At 38.6% G+C, this 18,109-nt stretch carries 15 protein-coding genes and 1 pseudogene; 9 read left to right on the forward strand and 7 right to left on the reverse strand.

Translation table 11 applies throughout. The features are described from left to right. From IPO27_01485 to IPO27_01500, 4 genes are all read left to right on the forward strand, one after another. Window positions 1-732 (forward strand): geranylgeranylglyceryl/heptaprenylglyceryl phosphate synthase, encoded by a 732-nt coding sequence (locus IPO27_01485; GenBank protein ID MBK8845278.1) that lies wholly within the window; start codon window positions 1-3, stop codon window positions 730-732. 2 nt (window positions 733-734) lie between these two features. Continuing rightward, entirely contained in the window at window positions 735-1,295 is a 561-nt protein-coding gene (locus IPO27_01490; GenBank protein MBK8845279.1) for a nicotinamide mononucleotide transporter, read from the forward strand. Window positions 1,296-1,643: 348 nt separating this feature from the next. Further along, window positions 1,644-2,174 carry an ATP-binding protein gene (locus tag IPO27_01495; GenBank protein ID MBK8845280.1) on the forward strand — a complete coding sequence of 177 codons (531 nt, stop codon included), beginning with the start codon at window positions 1,644-1,646 and terminating at the stop codon, window positions 2,172-2,174. Between the two features lie 467 nt (window positions 2,175-2,641). Next, the gene (locus IPO27_01500; protein ID MBK8845281.1) at window positions 2,642-4,063 is read left to right on the forward strand and encodes a T9SS type A sorting domain-containing protein; all 1,422 of its coding nucleotides are present in this window, start codon (window positions 2,642-2,644) and stop codon (window positions 4,061-4,063) included. Window positions 4,064-4,274: 211 nt separating this feature from the next. Here IPO27_01500 and IPO27_01505 read toward each other — a convergent pair. Continuing rightward, window positions 4,275-5,226, reverse strand: a pseudogene (locus IPO27_01505) (DUF561 domain-containing protein). A gap of 228 nt (window positions 5,227-5,454) precedes the next feature. Here IPO27_01505 and IPO27_01510 point away from each other — a divergent pair. Genes IPO27_01510 through IPO27_01530 form a run of 5 tightly spaced genes read left to right on the forward strand, consistent with a single transcriptional unit; the run spans window position 5,455 to window position 10,292 of the window. Then, window positions 5,455-6,408 carry a stage II sporulation protein M gene (locus IPO27_01510; GenBank protein ID MBK8845282.1) on the forward strand — a complete coding sequence of 318 codons (954 nt, stop codon included), beginning with the start codon at window positions 5,455-5,457 and terminating at the stop codon, window positions 6,406-6,408. Further along, window positions 6,401-7,291, forward strand: a complete 891-nt coding sequence (locus IPO27_01515; protein MBK8845283.1) for a hypothetical protein — start codon at window positions 6,401-6,403, stop codon at window positions 7,289-7,291. The genes IPO27_01510 and IPO27_01515 overlap by 8 nt, the downstream gene beginning before the upstream one ends. Window positions 7,292-7,312: 21 nt before the next feature. Then, entirely contained in the window at window positions 7,313-8,095 is a 783-nt protein-coding gene (locus IPO27_01520) for a hypothetical protein (GenBank protein ID MBK8845284.1), read from the forward strand. Then, window positions 8,092-9,300 (forward strand): hypothetical protein, encoded by a 1,209-nt coding sequence (locus IPO27_01525; protein MBK8845285.1) that lies wholly within the window; start codon window positions 8,092-8,094, stop codon window positions 9,298-9,300. Before IPO27_01520 ends, IPO27_01525 begins: the two co-directional genes overlap by 4 nt. Window positions 9,301-9,302: 2 nt before the next feature. Beyond that, on the forward strand, window positions 9,303-10,292 hold the full coding sequence (locus IPO27_01530; protein ID MBK8845286.1) for a MoxR family ATPase: 990 nt from the start codon (window positions 9,303-9,305) through the stop codon (window positions 10,290-10,292). A 671-nt stretch (window positions 10,293-10,963) separates the two neighbouring features. Here the strand turns inward: IPO27_01530 and rplT are convergent. The 6 genes from rplT to IPO27_01560 all read right to left on the reverse strand — a co-directional run bounded on the left by rplT (window position 10,964) and on the right by IPO27_01560 (window position 18,084). Further along, complete coding sequence (gene rplT, locus IPO27_01535) at window positions 10,964-11,809, reverse strand: 50S ribosomal protein L20 (protein MBK8845287.1); 846 nt, start codon at window positions 11,807-11,809, stop codon at window positions 10,964-10,966. Between the two features lie 85 nt (window positions 11,810-11,894). Continuing rightward, window positions 11,895-12,089 carry a 50S ribosomal protein L35 gene (gene rpmI / locus IPO27_01540; GenBank protein ID MBK8845288.1) on the reverse strand — a complete coding sequence of 65 codons (195 nt, stop codon included), beginning with the start codon at window positions 12,087-12,089 and terminating at the stop codon, window positions 11,895-11,897. Window positions 12,090-12,117: 28 nt separating this feature from the next. Then, window positions 12,118-12,678, reverse strand: a complete 561-nt coding sequence (locus tag IPO27_01545) for a translation initiation factor IF-3 (protein ID MBK8845289.1) — start codon at window positions 12,676-12,678, stop codon at window positions 12,118-12,120. A 58-nt stretch (window positions 12,679-12,736) separates the two neighbouring features. Next, the gene (gene thrS / locus IPO27_01550; GenBank protein MBK8845290.1) at window positions 12,737-14,665 is read right to left on the reverse strand and encodes a threonine--tRNA ligase; all 1,929 of its coding nucleotides are present in this window, start codon (window positions 14,663-14,665) and stop codon (window positions 12,737-12,739) included. A 585-nt stretch (window positions 14,666-15,250) separates the two neighbouring features. Beyond that, window positions 15,251-17,101 (reverse strand): tail fiber domain-containing protein, encoded by a 1,851-nt coding sequence (locus tag IPO27_01555; GenBank protein ID MBK8845291.1) that lies wholly within the window; start codon window positions 17,099-17,101, stop codon window positions 15,251-15,253. Between the two features lie 341 nt (window positions 17,102-17,442). After that, window positions 17,443-18,084 (reverse strand): response regulator transcription factor, encoded by a 642-nt coding sequence (locus tag IPO27_01560; protein ID MBK8845292.1) that lies wholly within the window; start codon window positions 18,082-18,084, stop codon window positions 17,443-17,445. Window positions 18,085-18,109 lie beyond the last annotated feature (25 nt).

Consider the following 18,109-nt stretch of genomic DNA (forward strand, 5'->3'; position numbering starts at 1 on the left):
ATGAATGTACTAAACTCCATATTACAAAAGTGCGATAACCATAAAAAGCAACTTGCCGTATTAATAGACCCCGACAAAGCGGATGCTAATTCCATTGAAACGATATGTTCTATGTGCAACCGGGCCAGCGTTGACTTAATTTTTGTTGGAGGCAGTTTGATTACGCATGGTGATTTGAATTTTACAATTTCTGAAATAAAAAAAAACACCTCAATACCAATCGTTTCCTTTCCAGGCAATCATTTACAAATTTCAGAATTGACTGATGCATTACTATTTATTTCACTGGTAAGCAGCCGCAATGCAGATATGATTATTGGTCAGCACATACAGGCAGCACCCTACATCAGAAAAAAAAATATTGAAACCATAAGTACTGCTTATATGCTAATAGAAGGGGGAAGCAATACCACTGCACATTACCTAAGTAATAGTAATCCCATACCACGCGAAAAAGCCGAAATAGCAGCAGCAACGGCCATGGCAGCTGAGATGATAGGATATAAGTGCATTTATCTTGAAGCCGGTAGTGGTGCAAAACTTCATGTGCCAGTTGCTATGATTGCTGCGGTAAAAAAATCTATATCGCTACCTATACTATGCGGTGGTGGAATACGTGATGCAAACACAGCAAAGCTAATGGCTGATGCAGGTGCTGATGTTTTAGTAATAGGTACAGCCTTTGAACATCATCCTGCATTGATACAAGAAATTGCTGAGGCAATCAAATGATCTTGCTTGAAATAATTGGAGTAGCCTGCGGAATAGCCGGAATAGTTCTTACGGCAAAAGGTAACATTTTTAATTTTCCGGTGGGCATTGTAAATGTTTTAATTACTGCTTATATAGTTTTTATAAACGGCCTGTATGCAGATGTGGTGCAACAATTTTTTTATTTAATCGTATTGGTTATTGGATGGCTAAGCTGGAACAAATCACACCAACAGGAACAACAACAGTTTTATCATAGCACCATTAATGAGCGCATACTATACTTTGTAGCCATAGTAATTTTAAGTGCTTGCTTGTCGGTATTACTATATCGATTCAATCCCAATGCGTACCTCTTGCTTGATGCTGCCGGAACTGCCATGGCTATTATAGCACAATATATGATTGCTCGGAAAAAAATTGAAAACTGGTACTTATGGTTAATTGTTAACTCCTTATACACTTACTTATTCTTTGCAAAAGAGCTTTATGCTTATTGTGGTCTTTCGATAATTTATTTTTTTCTAGCTATTGTCGGATTGCTTGCCTGGAAAAAAAATACAATTCAACCATTTATCAATTAATGAAATAAGTTATCGCGATTTTTGTAAAAAAAATATTGTGTGCAATTATTTAAAAAAAACTTGTTCCAATAAAACTGTTACTATATTCGCCCCACTTAATAAACAAAAGTATTAACCACTGCGCTTTTTGATTGGAGTATTTAAAGTTAAAGAACAAGAATCTCTGTTGCAGTTAAATATATTGAAACACCAAGTGTAACTATGTTTACAAGATTTAACAATGGTAACCGACCAACACGGCCTCGTGCAGGAGGCACAAGACGTCCGGGGCCTTACAGAGGAGGGCCACATATCCCTGCTCCTGTAAAACGCTCTAATAAGCGCAAGAAAACTGGTGCCGAAGTAGCTATAAAACGCATTGCGATTATTGGTCCGGAATCTACCGGAAAAACTACGATGGCAAAAATGCTGGCAGCCCATTATAAAACCATCATTGTTCCTGAGTATGCACGCGAATACATCATGCAACTTAACAGGCCTTATAGCCCGAAGGACTTATTACCTATAGCAAAAGGTCAGATACAATTAGAAAACCAATTACTGTTTCAAGCCAACCGCTTGTTGATATGCGACACCAACATGACGGTAATGAAAGTTTGGAGCGAATATAAATATGGCTTTTGTGCCGAATGGATATTGAATGTAATTAACAGCCGCTACTACGACCATCATTTTGTTTGTGCACCTGATATGCCCTGGGATGCCGATCCACTTCGCGAACACCCCAATAAGCGCGAAGAATTATTCGATATTTATATCGAAGAAATGAAAAAGCAACAAGTGCGTTATACGGTTTTACGTGGCACACCCGAAGAACGACTAGCACAAATGACCGAGGTGCTCGATAAGTATATCTTGAAAAAGAATAAAAACGCCTAATTCCGTTTTATAATTACTTACCTAACAAGCTGCAAATGCAGCTTGCCTCATCTGCCCTTTTATTTGGTAAGCTAAATCTTGCCTATACCACAGTGAACTGCTTATTGCCGGAGGAAATAAATGGCATCCACTATTATCTCAATTATACTTTTTTAGTTTCCTTTTTTTAACAAACTAGTTTGCTGCATTTGTTCAACTTATAACCATAACTAGACTGAGGGAACTAGGATATTAAAAAGCAATCAGAATAAGAGCCATGATCCTTTTACTTTCTTGCACTCTTTTCCAAATAAGATGTTTTCAAAATTTTCTGTTTCAGCAATCAAATTAAAAAAATCAAAAGATTAAACAGCATTGCTAAAAAGTATAATTTAACATCTTAAGAAAAAGAATCTGAAAACAATTCAAAACGATTATTGTTTATGATTATACTTTTAAAAACAAATTATCATAAAAACAAATTATCTATGAAAAAAATTATTTTTGGAATTATTCTCTTGTTTGTAGCTGGTATTGCCGGAGCGCAAACAATTGTCGGAGGTGGCATTTATCAAAACACTACCTGGACACTGGCAAACTCACCCTATAAGATGACCGGCAGTATTGTCGTGTTTCCCGGAGTTACACTTACCATTGAACCGGGTGTAGTTGTAAATGTAAAAGAATCCGATATTATGAATGGTGAGCCTGCTTATTATTTTGAAGTACGAGGCGCACTAAATATGGTTGGAACACCATCACAACTTATTACCTTTAAATGCGATAGCTTTACCACTCCGGTAGGTGCATGGAATGGCTTTTTAATAAAGAACTCTCAAGGCGGCAGCATTAATACAGATTATGTAAGTATTAGCAATACTCAGATTGCTTTCAATTGGGACGCTGTAATTGGATATCCACTTACCTTTAACGATTCATATTTTGCTTTTAATGGTTATACCATTAGCACCGGTACAGGTGCCAACTTAAAAAATTGTACATTTTATGGAAATAATTCGGCAATTAGCGGCTGGCCTGATTTTCAAATAATCAATTGCATATTTGACAGCAACAGTGCTGCTATATCGGTATACCCCAATTCCTTTATTCTCGATAGTTGTATATTAAAAAATAATAGCTTGGCTATCAATTTTGCTTCTGTACCCTTTAATGCAATGACCATTCAGCATTCAACTTTTACTAATAATGCCCTTGCATGCGGCAATGTTGGAAACGGAAATGTACGCTTCAATAGTTTTATCAACAATGGCGATGCAGTGTCAGGAGGAACAAATGCAACCATAGAAGAAAATACTTTTACTGGAAATGCAAAAGCAGTGATAACTGCCATGGGTGCAATTGTAAAAAATAATATTATCAATCAAAATACAGTGGGTGTGCAATTGGGAGCTATGACTTTTGGGCAACCTGCACCAACTGTAATTGACAACCAAATTTGTGGTAACTCATTATATAATATAGAGAACCTAACCGACCTAAATCTAAACATCCCTACAAATTGCTTTTGCGATACAGATGAGATATTGCTTGAAACAAAAATTTACGATGGCTATGATGACATAACGCGTGGACTTATTAGCTATGCCATTTACGATAGCTCGTGTATAAACATACTAAAGTACGTAAGCAAATTCCCCACTTCGATAACCGATTCAGAAAATGGCATGGAATCCATTTCGCTTCAACCCAACCCGGCTGTGGATTTGGTGCAAATAAGTAATGCAGATAAAATTGAAATGATAAATATTTACTCGACCAATGGGCAGTTAGTTTCTAGTGTTAGCCCTACAAATAATACACTTGACGTGTCGCAACTTGATAAAGGAATTTATCAATTGCAATTAATAGGCGAAGGAAAATCGATTCTTCGAAGAATAGTAAAAATGTAATACCAACATGGTGAGTATCTTTTGAAGATAAATGGATTAAATTTTCAGTCATAGCATATAAGTAGTTTGAATTGAAGCCCGGCATTGCCGGGTTTCGCTTTTTAACCCATTGAGAGTGTCCTTACCAAGACCTTGCACAAGGCCTTGTATGCAATATTGATTGGTGTGTAAATTCGACTATTCGTTATAACAAATTGAGTGGCCTTGTTAATCAAGCTCCCAAATCTAATTGAGCCAAACTCTTGATGGTTTGTGTATACTCATTCCAAATGTTCTGTACAATTTGAGCAGCGGGCAAAATATCATCCAGTGCAGCACTCACCTGCCCTATTTCGAGTTCGCCTTCGTCCATATTACCTTCAAACATACCCAGCTTGGCGCGTCCGCGCCCAAGCAACGTTTCTAAGGTAGCCTTATCGGCTCCTTGTAATTCAGCTTCTTGCACCTGCTTGAAAAATTTATTTTTTATCAACCTTACCGGTGTAAGCTGCTTAAGGCTTAGCTGGGTATCGCCTTCGTTGGTATTAATTACAGCGTTTTTAAAATTGACATGTGCCGATGATTCGGCACTTGCTACAAAACGACTTCCAATTTGTACACCCTGCGCACCGAGACAAAACATAGCTGCCATAGCACGGCCGGTGGCTATGCCACCGGCCGCAATTAACGGTACCTGTATATGCTGAGCAATATTTGGAATAAGGCACAACGTGGTTGTCTCTTCTCGTCCATTGTGCCCTCCGGCTTCAAACCCTTCTGCAACTATTGCATCTACTCCGGCTTCCTGACTCTTCAAAGCAAATTTTAAATTACTTACTACATGCACCACTATACAGCCTGCATTTTTTAATATACTGGTCCACGTTTTGGGGTTGCCAGCTGATGTAAACACGATAGGAACTTTTTCTTCTATAATAACAGCCATATGCTTATCAATATCTGGGTAAAGCAATGGCACATTTACCAAAAGGATAGGTGGTTGCAGCTTTGCATTTTTGGATGTGTGCGCGCAACATATCAGGATACATGCTGCCACTTCCTATTAAGCCCACACCTCCGGCATTGCTTACAGCACTTGCAAGTTCCCAGCCACTGCACCATATCATGCCTGCCTGTATTATAGGATACTGTATTCCAAATAAATCGCAAATCGCGTTTTTCATTCCAATTTTTTTTAACGCGACAAATATACTTGCTTTACTACATGCAAAAGAAAACAGACAAGTATAAAACCGGTAATAATTTCATTACCTAAATTCGGCACAAATTTACTACCAAGTCCTGATACCCAAACAACCGGTATTATTGATCTTTTACATTTTAGACACCTTAATTATTGCTGTTCGCGGGAAATTTATTTCATTTACCAATTAAACACCGTTAACGTATTTATGCGCGAGGCAGCATTCATAAAGCAAAACAGAGAAAAATGGGAGTCGTATGAAAACGAGAGCGATGGCAGTGCCGATGAATTAGCCGAGCGCTACATAGAACTTACAGACGATTTAAGTTATGCCACCACCTTTTATCGGGGTAGCAATGTATCACGATACCTTAATGATATGACACGCGATTTTCATCATCGCATCTATCGAAATAAAGGCGAAACGCTACAAAATCTGATTGAATTTTGGACCCGCACAGTGCCACTTACCGTGTATGCAAATCACACTTTGCTACGCAATACTTTTTTCATTTTTCTAGTTAGCTGTTGTATTGGCTGGCTTAGTGCTTCGCAAGACGATACCTATATCAGGCTTATACTTGGCGACTATTATGTAAATAAAACCATTGCCAATATAGAAGCCGGAGAACCTATGGCTATCTACTCAAGCGCTTCGCAACAAGATATGTTTTTTATGATTACTATAAATAACATCACGGTTTCATTTTATGCTTTTGTGATGGGAATTTTTCTTTCGGTAGGCACGCTGGTCATGATGTTACAAAATGGAATTATGTTAGGAGCATTTCAATTTTTATTTTACAAACACAAGTACTTGCTCATTTGCGTGCTTACTGTGTGGATACATGGCGTACTGGAAATAAGCAGCATTATAGTTGCCGGTGCTGCAGGATTTAGATTGGGCAATGGATTAATTTTTCCATCAACTTACAGCAGGCTCGAATCCTTTAAACGCGGAGCGGTAGAAGGGCTAACATTGGTAGCCGGTTGTATTCCACTTTTTATAATAGCAGGGTTTCTCGAAAGCTTCGTCACCAGGCATTCTACAGTTTCATTGCATATTAGTGCCAGCATTATCTTACTTTCAATTGCATTTATTTATTGGTACTTTATATACTACCCCATACAATTATATAAAAAGATTACATCCAATGCTTGAAACAAAATTGATGCTTGAAGAAGAGCGCGACTTTGGCGAAAAACTAAATAGTACCTTTACATTTATTGCTCAAAATTTTCGCGCACTTTTCGGTGCAGTTTTTTATATCTCTGCTCCTGCAATCATTTTATCTTCTACGGCCTTTGCAACCATCTTTGCCAGTTATATGCGAACCGTAACAGGAATGGTAAATAATGCAAATATGACCAATGACCCATTTTGGATGTTTAATGATCAGATGATTGGCATTATGGTTATTGTTGGGCTATTATTTTACATTGCCTATCAATTAATACCAATGGTGGTAGTTGTGTATATGAAACTTTACAATCAACAAATGACCACCACTATTACTACTACAATGGTATGGAACGAAATGCGAAAATTTATCTTACCCATCCTGTTTTTTCAATTAATCCTGCTTGTAATTACCATTATTGGTTTTGCCTTTTTAATTATTCCGGGCATTTATCTTTCCGGTGTCTTCATGCTATTTAATGCTATTTATATAAACGAAGAACTTGGATTTGCATCTTCAGTTAAGCGTTGTTTCGAATTAATAAAAGATAAATGGTTAAGCACCTTTGGGCTATTTATTGTTTCGAGCATTATCGTTTCATTGGTAAGTTCCATTATTGGTGTTCCCGTTATGATGTTGTCGCTTGCAAGTACCTTTTTGCAATGGGATGTAGAAAAAATGGTAACGATAAATATGATTGGCACTACCGTGAACATGCTATTCCGGTTAATATTACTTATTATTCCGGGAGTTGCTATGTGCCTGCAATATTACAATCTGAAAGAAAGGCAAGATGGCGATGGAATAAAAAAACTAATGAGTCAGATAGGAACACGTCAACAAATTAACGAAGGAGAATATTAATATCGATTTTAAAAACTAAACTTGATAACTAAAAAAGGCATACAATATACTTGCAGCAATCATGCAATGAATTTGTTGATAACAGCATGTCTGTTATTGCTAACTATTTTTGTCAGGGCTGATGGCATTCTTCTTCAAGACAGTATACAAGTGTTGCAACCTACTACTGCCACTATTGAAAAACTACAAGCTGACGATGACCTTAATTATAATGTAGATTTAGACGGAAGCACAAATTTTATTTCGCGCGCATGGCGTAAGTTTTTGAAGTGGCTTGAAGATTTATTTTCAATTGAAGAAAAAGCTAAAGCTGCCGGAAAAAGCGTAGAAGTTTTTCCCTGGAAAGGATTAGGGTATTTCTTTACCGCCATTGTAATTATTTTTCTACTGCTTAAGCTTTTCAAACTTGACCTTAGTTTTTTATTAAAAAATGTGAGGTTGAAAAATGAGCTTGAGTATACCGCGGGGATTGAAAACATTCATGAGCTGATGCTTGACGATTTATACTCTCAATCACTACAACAAAAGAATTACCGACTTGCTACCCGCTACCGTTTTTTAAATTTGCTAAAAACAGCTAATGATAGTGGCTTTATTAAATGGAAACCGGACAAAACCAACATGCACTATATTCAGGAAATCAGTACCGACTATCGCAAGTCATTTGCAAGTATTGTTCGCGATTTCGAATATGTGTGGTATGGCGATTTTGACCTCGATGAATCTACTTTTGAACTTATTGATAAGCGTATGTCTAAATTGCTTAAGGAGCTTAATACAAATTTAATTACTACAGCAAATTGAAAGGCAATAAAATATTTACCATAGTGATCGTAGTGCTGATGCTACTGCTTATACTGTCGCAGATATTTGGGCCTAAAACGATAAGCTGGAATGAAACCTACCTCAAGGACAAAAAAAATCCATATGATTTGTATGCGTTATATGAGATGCTTCCTGATTTATTTAAGAACAAAAAAATCTCTTACCTGCGCATACCCCCATATAATGCAATACTGGAGTCTGACACACTGCTTACCAACCACCCAGTCAATTATTTATTTATAGGAAGCTTCGCTAGCGATTCGCTATCGAAAAAAGCTCTTAGCAATTTTGTGTTGCGAGGCAACAATGTGTTTATATCAGGCACCTACGATCTGCCCGACTATTTACTAGAAGAATGCGGCTTACAAATGCACAGTTATTATTACGATCTGGATACATTGCAATACAGTGATACAATAAAAGTATACGCAGCTTCGGATGTGGAAAGAAAAAACCCTTTTCGAATGCCAGTAGGCGACTGCGCTAATTTTCTTGACTTACAAGAAGGCAGTGCTGCCGAAGTGCTTATGACTGATAGTCTGGGATATGCACTTTTTGTAAGGTATCGCCACGGAAGCGGCTATTACTATCTGAGTGTGATACCAAAAATATTTTCGAATTACTATGTCATGAAAGACCTGAAGAATAACCTGGCCTTACAAACCTTAGCATATTTACCTCAATATGATATATGGTATGACGAGTATGCTAAGCTGGGCCGCGAAGGTGGACAAAGCCCCCTCCGGGTAATATTTTTTAACCCCACCCTCCAATGGTCGTATTATATCATCATTGTGTTACTATTACTATATATGTTGTTTTACAGTAAACGGCTGCAGCGGGTTATACCTGTGCTAACACCTCCGGCAAATACCAGTATTGCATTTTCAAAAACCATAAGCATGCTCTACCTGCGAAAACGCGACCATCGGAGTATTGCTATTAAAAAAGCAGAGCAGTTTTTGGAAATGCTGCGCGAGCGTTATCGTATAAACACCACAGAATTTAACAAGGAAACACTTGCTGAATTATCAGGCAAAAGTGGAGTGCCGTTAGCAATGATTAACGACATAAATAGTCAGATAAATTTGGTACGGCACAACGAAAGTATTGATGGTACTACTTTGCTGGAATTAAATACATTGATTACTAAATTTGAAAAAATAGCAAACACAAATAATTGAAAATGGAGAATAACGAATCACAAACTTTTGAGTCGAGGATAGACTTTGCAGGTTTATATGAAAGCGCAATTGGTGCCCGCAGCGAAATATCGAAAGCAATAGTTGGCTTAGATAAAATAAGCGATTTGATGATGGTTGCCTTATTGAGCAATGGACATGTATTGCTCGAAGGAGTTCCGGGTGTAGCCAAAACACTGATGGCAAAATCCTTTGCCCGCATTATTGATGCGGACTTTAGCCGCATTCAATTTACACCTGACCTTATGCCCAGCGATGTTATTGGAACAAATATTTTCAATCCCGAAAAATCATCCTTTACATTCCGGCAAGGTCCAATTTTTAGCAACATTATTTTGATTGATGAAATAAACCGTGCTCCTGCCAAAACACAATCGGCATTATTCGAAGTGATGGAAGAGCGGCAGATTACCTATGATCATCACACCTATTTACTTAACGAACCGTTTATGGTTGTAGCAACACAAAATCCGATAGAACACGAGGGCACTTACCGTTTGCCCGAAGCACAACTTGACCGATTTATGTTTAAATTAAAAGTGGGATACCCCACTACGGACGAAGAAACAGCAATCTTGTTACTGCATCACCAACCGCAAAGTTCGCAAAAGCCTGTTGACTCTATACAACCTGTTATAACGCAAACGCAACTTGTAACGCACAAAGCCAATGTGGGCAAAGTGCATGTGGAACAAAAACTCATCGATTATATAGTAAGCATCATACAGCATACACGCACTGCCAAGCACATCTACCTGGGTGCTTCGCCACGCGCAGCTGTGGCGTGCCTGCAAGCATCTAAAGCACTGGCAGCACTAAGTGGACGCGACTTTGTTACCCCTGACGATATTCAGTATATATTACCCAACGTATTAAGGCACCGCATTATTCTTACACCCGAAAGAGAAATGGAAGGCGCATCGGCCGATGATGTTATAAAGCAGATGCTGGAAAAAGTGGAAGTTCCCAGATAGTTTTTTTTAACAGCCGAAATAATGGTCTATAAGAATTCTTTTTCATAGATATTATTCACCATCCCAATTGAAGAAAGAAAACAAGTCTAATGATGGCTCATCTATTTTAGATAAGTAACACTTGCCGGGGATTAAATAAGGAGTGCTGTTTACTTTTCATATTCAACAAATTCAATAATTCGCTGGTGAAAAAAAATTAAGTTCTCTAAAATGGCTAAGGCATTAAAAAACTCATGCATCAATACAAGCATATGTGAGTTCAAAACAGATTAGCTTGAAAGAAAACGGTGTCGCTCCTACGGAGCTAAACAACAGGAACGCGAATTCATTCTATTAACCGGTCGTTCCTACGGAGCTATGCCATTTTTAATGTAGCCGTTAAAATGTAAGCAGTGCGATACCTAAATTTAAATTGAAAAGGAATAACTTAAAGCCTCAGTGGTACGACAATGCAAAAAAATGTAACCGATAACAAAAGAAAGTTCACAGTATAAAAAAGAATTTCTCTTTGCCCCTCCGTGTGATCCTTACATTTAATTAAAAAGAATTTCTCCGTGCTCCTCCGTGCCTCTGTGCGCCCCCGTATTTATTCCCAGGACAAAACATCCAACTTTAACCCAATAAAAAAGCCTCACTAAAGTGAGGCCTTGTATTTTTAAAACTGATATCTGTTACTCTTTTCCACCATCTAATTCATCTTGCCAAGCTTTAAGCTCATCAAACTTACCAGCGGCAGCTAATTCAGCTTGTTTAGGCCATGTATCAGGCTTATGCATGGTGTAGCGGCTTCCTGCCTGCTCAAGTATGGCACGCAACTCATCTGCTGATTTATCAGCTAACTGCGCCCAGGTAGTAATACCACTGCCATTTAATATTTTCTCAATAGCAGGTCCTATTCCTTCTATTAGCTTTAGATTATCACCATCACTTGACACAGGTGCTTCTTCTACTTCGGGAGCTACAGGTATAGGTTCTTCAACTATTGGTGCAGCAGCCTTTGCAACTTTTGGAGTAGCTGGTTTCTCAGCTTTTGGAGCGGCTGGTTTCTCAGCTTTTGGAGCTTTTACTTGCTTAGGACCGGCTTCCTTTACTGGTTTTGCTGATCTTGGTGCGGCAGTAACTACTAGACCTGCACCTACTAATTTTGTATCCGCAGCTTTTTGGGGTGTAAGGTCTTTTACTTGTTCTACAACTGCCTTAAATGCTTCCGGGTTATTAAGGGCAAGATCGGCCAATACTTTGCGGCTAAGATTTAAATTACCAGCATGTACTTTACCCATAAAAGTTGAATATGATAAACCATATTCGCGAACACCTGCATTAATACGCTGAATCCATAAAGCACGGAAATTGCGCTTCTTGGTTCTGCGATCGCGATATGCATACTGCAACCCCTTTTCTACTGTGTTTTTGGCAACTGTCCATACATTGCCCCTTGAGCCATAATTACCTTTGGCTAATTTGAGTACCTTTTTTCGTCTTGCACGTGACGCTACCGTGTTTACTGAACGTGGCATTTTGTTTTTTGATTTTGGCAGGCAGCGTTTTTCATTTTATAAAAAATCTTTGGTGCTGGCTTCCGGTTTAACTTAATTGATTTTTTTAGATACAAAGCATGCGCTCTACACGTACCATATCGGTCTTGTCAACCAATCCGGCATGAGTTAAATTACGCTTACGCTTTGTAGACTTTTTGGTGAGGATATGGCTTTTGTAAGCCTTTTTCCTCTTGATTTTTCCTGTACCGGTAATGCTGAAACGCTTCTTGGCACTGGAATTTGATTTCATCTTTGGCATTTTATATACTTTTAATCGTTACTTTCTATTACTTTTTCTTAGGTAGCGGGGCCATATTTAAGAACATTCTGTTCCCTTCAAGGTTTGGCAATCCTTCAATCTTTCCATATTCTGATAATGCCTCAGCAAACTTGAGCAACAACACTTCGCCATGCTCCTTGTATGCTATACTGCGACCACGAAAGTGCACATACGCGCGCACCTTGTTGCCATCTTCCAAAAAACTTTGAGCATGTTTTACTTTAAAGTTGAAATCATGATCATCGGTTTGCGGACCAAAGCGAATTTCTTTCATCACCGCTTTGGCAGCATTTGCTTTAACTTCTCTCTCCTTCTTTTTCTTATCGTAAAGGAACTTCTTATAATCTACAATTTTACATACTGGTGGGTCAGCATTAGGGCTAATCTCTACCAAATCAAGATTTAATTGATCGGCAAATTTTACGGCTTCCTGAAGCGAATATACACCTGGGGTAACGTTTTCACCTACAAGCCTTACCTCGCTTGCAATGATGTCGGTGTTTATGTTATGCTCGTTTTCTTTTCTTACCCGAAAAGGCCCACGGGGTCGGGGTTTATTACTTCTTATAAATCCACCCGGTCTGTATTGTGTAGCGATGTGTCCTCCTTTTTTTAAAAATTAATATTTATATACTAGCGTTTATTTCCTTTTGCAAATAAGCCACACATTGGTCAAAGGTAAATGATCCAATATCTCCCTGGCCATGTTTACGTAGCGATACCATAACTTCTGTCATTTCCTTTTCACCTACAATGATCATATAAGGTATCTTCGAAATCTCGGCATCGCGAATCTTTTTACCGATTTTTTCATCCCTTTCGTCAAAGAGGCCGCGAATATCGTAATTATTTAAATTCTGTAAAACATTTTTTCCGTAGTCATTGTACTTTTCGCTAATGCTTAAAACCGCCACCTGATCGGGTGATAACCACAGCGGGAAATTGCCTGCACAATGCTCGATCAGTACAGCTATAAAACGTTCTAACGACCCAAAAGGAGCGCGGTGAATCATTACCGGGCGATGCTTCTGATTATCGCTGCCTGTATATTCGAGCTGAAAACGCTCGGGCAAATTATAATCCACCTGTATGGTACCAAGCTGCCACTTGCGGCCAAGGGCATCTTTCACCATAAAATCGAGTTTGGGTCCATAAAATGCAGCTTCGCCAAGTTCAATTACAGTCTTCAAGCCTTTTTCGGCTGCTGCATCTATGATGGCGGCCTCGGCCTTTTGCCAATTCTCGTCCGACCCAATGTATTTGGTCTTATTCTCAGGGTCGCGCAAACTTATTTGTGCTGTATAATTCTCAAATCCCAAGGCATTAAATACATACAATACCAGGTCTATTACTTTGCAAAACTCTTCCTTCACCTGATCGGGGCGACAAAATAAGTGAGCATCGTCCTGGGTAAATCCACGAACGCGGGTAAGGCCGTGCAATTCGCCACTTTGCTCATAACGATAAACGGTGCCAAACTCGGCAAGGCGCAAGGGCAATTCCTTATAAGACCTTGGTCGGCTTTTGTATATTTCGCAATGGTGAGGGCAATTCATTGGTTTTAGAAAAAATTCTTCGCCTTCGGCAGGTGTCTTGATTGGCTGGAAAGAGTCGGCCCCATATTTTTCGTAATGGCCCGATGTGATATATAAATTTTTATGCCCGATATGTGGGGTTACAACAGGCATGTAGCCTGCCTTTACCTGTGCTTTATTTAAAAATGACTGAAGACGCTCGCGCAAGGCGGCCCCTTTGGGAAGCCATAGTGGTAAACCCATTCCCACATTTTCGCTAAATGTAAAAAGCTCAAGTTCCTTGCCCAACTTACGGTGGTCGCGTTTCTTGGCTTCTTCAAGTAAGGTTAGGTATTCGGTCAGTTCCTTTTGTTTTGGAAAGGTGATGGCATACACACGGGTAAGTTGCTTGCTTTTTTCATCACCACGCCAATAGGCACCGGCAATACTCATCACCTTGGCTGCTTTTACAAAACTTGTATCTGGTATATGAGGGCCACGGCATAAGTCAGTAAAATTTCCCTGCGTATAAAAGGTGATGGTTCCATCGGCTAAGTCTTGCAGCAAATCCAGCTTGTAGTTATCTCCCTTTTCTGTAAAATATGCTATCGCATCGCTTTTGCTTACGGCTTTGCGTTCGTATTTACTGGCTTGCTTGGCTAGCTCCAGCATTTTGTCTTCTATCTTTTTAAAATCATCGGGGGTAAAAGCATGGTCGCCAAAATCAACATCGTAATAAAATCCATTTTCGATGGGTGGACCAATGCCGAACTTGGTGCCGGGATAATAAAACTCGAGCGCCTCGGCCATTAAGTGTGCCGATGAGTGCCACATAGTTGACTTGGCTTGAGGATGATCCCATGTAAGTAATTCAAGTGTGGCATCGCCATCAATAGCACGCGAGGCATCCCACACCTCCCCATTTACCTTTGCCGCAAGTACATTGCGCGCCAAGCCCTCGCTTATCGATTTGGCAATATCCATAGCCGATGCACCTTGAGCATACTCGCGCACCGCGCCATCTGGAAAAGTTATATTCATTGGTTAAAAAATATTTTGAAAATATGCTTTGAATCAACTACAAACTTGACCGCCACATTATTTCTGGTTTTTTTATTTAATGCATAGCTTACTTAATAACATTAGTTAGGTAAGCCACCCATTTTTTTTCGGAGTGCGAATGTATTAAAAAAATGAAAGCAAAGTTGAAAAACTTAGCACTGTGCCTGTACTACACATCTTATTGAAATTATAGCAAAGCAATGATTTCAGAAAAAGCGAAAACAATATTGGGTTGTTTTTTTGAAAAAAAACACCTTGGCAACTATATGCGAATGCTTGATATATTAATATGGTACTAACCTTTGCTCTCTTGTCAAAAGATGACTTGTGGGATTGAGCCTTCTATTTTTGTATTGGTGTATCGTAGTTAACTATGAAAAACATGTGCAATATTATTTGAAAGATGGGATACATTTACAAGCGCTTTGACCAACGCTCCCTATCACCAAAACAATAATTATGAAAATGAATTAAACAAAAAACCTCCGCAGGACTGCGGAGGCTTTGACGTGAATTTCTATTTATAGTAACTCTATATTGCGACTTTCAATTATGAACTCTATTTTACTTCGTTACTACCATCAATTTTGTATCTACAGTTTCGCCATTGATAATTAATGTATAGGTGTAAGTACCTTGTGCCAGTTCATTTGCATCTACAGTAATAGTGCCTGCAGTGGTAAGTTTCAATGATTTAACTTGCTCACCATTCAAGCTGCGAATTACGATTGTTGCGTTGGCATTAGCATCAGCTAATTGGTAACGTATAGTAGTAGATTGATTAAATGGATTTGGCTGATTTTGCATCAACACATTTGATTTTGTTGCTACATCATTTGTTTGCTTTTGTGTGTTGTTGCAAATGGTAGATACACATTCCTTCAACTCCACATTTTCAGCTTGCAATGTTGTGATTTGTTCTTGTTGCTCTTGTATTGCTTTTACTAAAACTGGTATAAGCTCAGAATATTTTACGCCTAATACATCATTCTTTGTAGTTTCCATTTTTTGGGTTTCAGGATTGAAGCGTGTAGTGTGATCAACAACTACTTCCTTTACCACTTGCTGTAAATCTTGTGCTACAAAACCGAGATTATTATCGTCACCCATTTTCTCATCTTTCCACTTGTAAATGATAGGTTGTAATTTCATTACTTCATTCAAGCCATAAGGTAAGTCTTTAATTTCTTTTTTCATGCGGGCATCAGAAGTTTGAATAGTGCCGTTTGTAGCATATACTGCAATCCAACGTTTAAAACTTGAACCTGAATAATATAAGTTATCAGCATCTGCTGTAACATCAGCACCAAATTCAAGTTCGTAGAACCCGGGCGAAGTTATCCACTTGTTATCCAAATGAATTCTGTTGCCTTTTACTCGCATGTTGCCTCCAACTGATAAGCGGTAGTCTACATCTGGCACAGTATCGTAAATACCCACGCGGCCATTAATAATACGCATTCCTTCTACAGAGTTTTGTCTATTTGCGTATGATGTACCATTAGTAAAAAATCGCATAATACCTGTCCATGTTCCTGCTGCAGAATCATCGGATTGTATATAGCCCGGACGCCATTCTTGCGCACTTCCTTGTGGATCGCTCCAAAACGACATACGCACAGGGTTAAATGTTCCCAATCCATTCTGTCCTTGTATTCTTAAATCAGGATAGATTCCATATACATGCAGGTTTGATTGCGGGTTTGTTGTTCCCATACCCATGCGACTATCATTTTTTACATATAATCCAGTTGTGCCATTTGCAGTAAATTGAATAGGAATGTTGAATTTAGTTGAGATTAAAAATTTTGTTCCGGCAACATCCTCCATTGAGGCTTCAGTACCTCCCCCAAATGTAAAATCTATTTTGGGTGCAAAGCCATCTATTCTTAAGGCATCTTTTATACTGGCATTACCAGCAACATGTAATTTGTAGGTAGGTGTAGCAATGCCAATACCAACATTATTGTTACTGCTCAAACATGTTATAGCATCTGTACCTAATCCAAAGTTTCTAATCGAATAGTTGTTGTTATTAAGACCACCTGTTTGCCATACTGCGGTGCCATTGGTACGATAGCTTACTGTATTTACATCTGTTGGATTTTTCTTATCCATGTAAATAAATGCACTTGCGGTATTGCTTTTAATCTGCACCGCAGCTCCTCCCGAAGCAGGATTAACATCCAATAAGGTAGCTGGCGAGTTGGTACCAATACCTACCCTACCTTGATTGCTAATAACCATACGTTGGGTGTTATTAGTTCGAAATTTTAAAGCACGACTGTCAGTAGTCCCTACAAAGTTGTTTACCGTGTCGGTGCCTGCATTGCCTGTTAGCGCCCATTGCGCTTGTGTTACTTGTGTTGCACATGCCATTATAATGGCGGAAGCAACAATTTTTATTTTTCTCATTTTTTTGATTAATTTTTTGATGTTTAAGTTTCTGATGCAAATATGTGCATCAAGGCATGCCCAAGTCAATACAACGAAAGTTGTAATTTTAATGGCAAATCAACTTTGTGATAATTTCGTAACCTGCAAAAGCGACTTATATAGTTGCCGTTTTAATAAATTAGACTGCCTTTATGCAAACAAGCACCTCATAGCTAAGGTGCTCAGTGACTGCTCAAAAAAAAATTCAGGGTTAAAGGACAAAAAATAACATAGCAATACAATTGATTATTGCCTTTGCAAATTTTTAGAGGCCTTTTTATGCGTGATAGTTTTTGGGACTTACGAAAACAACTTTATACCTAAAAGAAAAAGAATTTGTTTACTTTATTTAGTGCTTCGGTACGTGTGTTTACATGCAGTTTTTGATATATGTTATGTACATGCCTGCGTACTGTTTCTATACTGATAAAAGATTTTTCTGCAATCTCTTTGTATCGATATCCTTTTGCAAGCAAGTCTAATATTTCGTGCTCGCGGTCGGTTAGCATTTCTGTGTTTCCTGACTTTGTTTTTTTGGGTTGCGAAAATGAACCAACAACTTTACGTGCTATCTGACTGCTCATGGGGGAGCCACCTGCATGCAGTTGGCTTATTGCTTCTAGTAGTTCTTGAGGTGGTGTCTTTTTTAGTATATAGCCGTGTGCTCCAGCTTGCAATGCATCAAACACTTTTTCATCATCCTCATATACTGTACACATGAGGTACTGGGTTTTGTAATTTAGCTTAACTAGTTTTTGAATACATTCTATGCCATTCATACCAGGTAAATTAATATCCATTAGCACCACATCTACATTTTGCGTTGTTAGGTTGTCAACTGCGTCCTCTGCATTTTCATAAGCTGCTATTAGTTTAAATCCAAAGGCATGATTTACGATATCAATCAGAGATTTTCTAATTAAATCAGTATCTTCTACTATTGCAACACGTATATCGTCCATTTTAGTTTAAATTAATGTGATGCAA

The organism is Bacteroidota bacterium, assembly GCA_016714535.1.
Taxonomy (GTDB): domain Bacteria; phylum Bacteroidota; class Bacteroidia; order AKYH767-A; family OLB10; genus JADKFV01.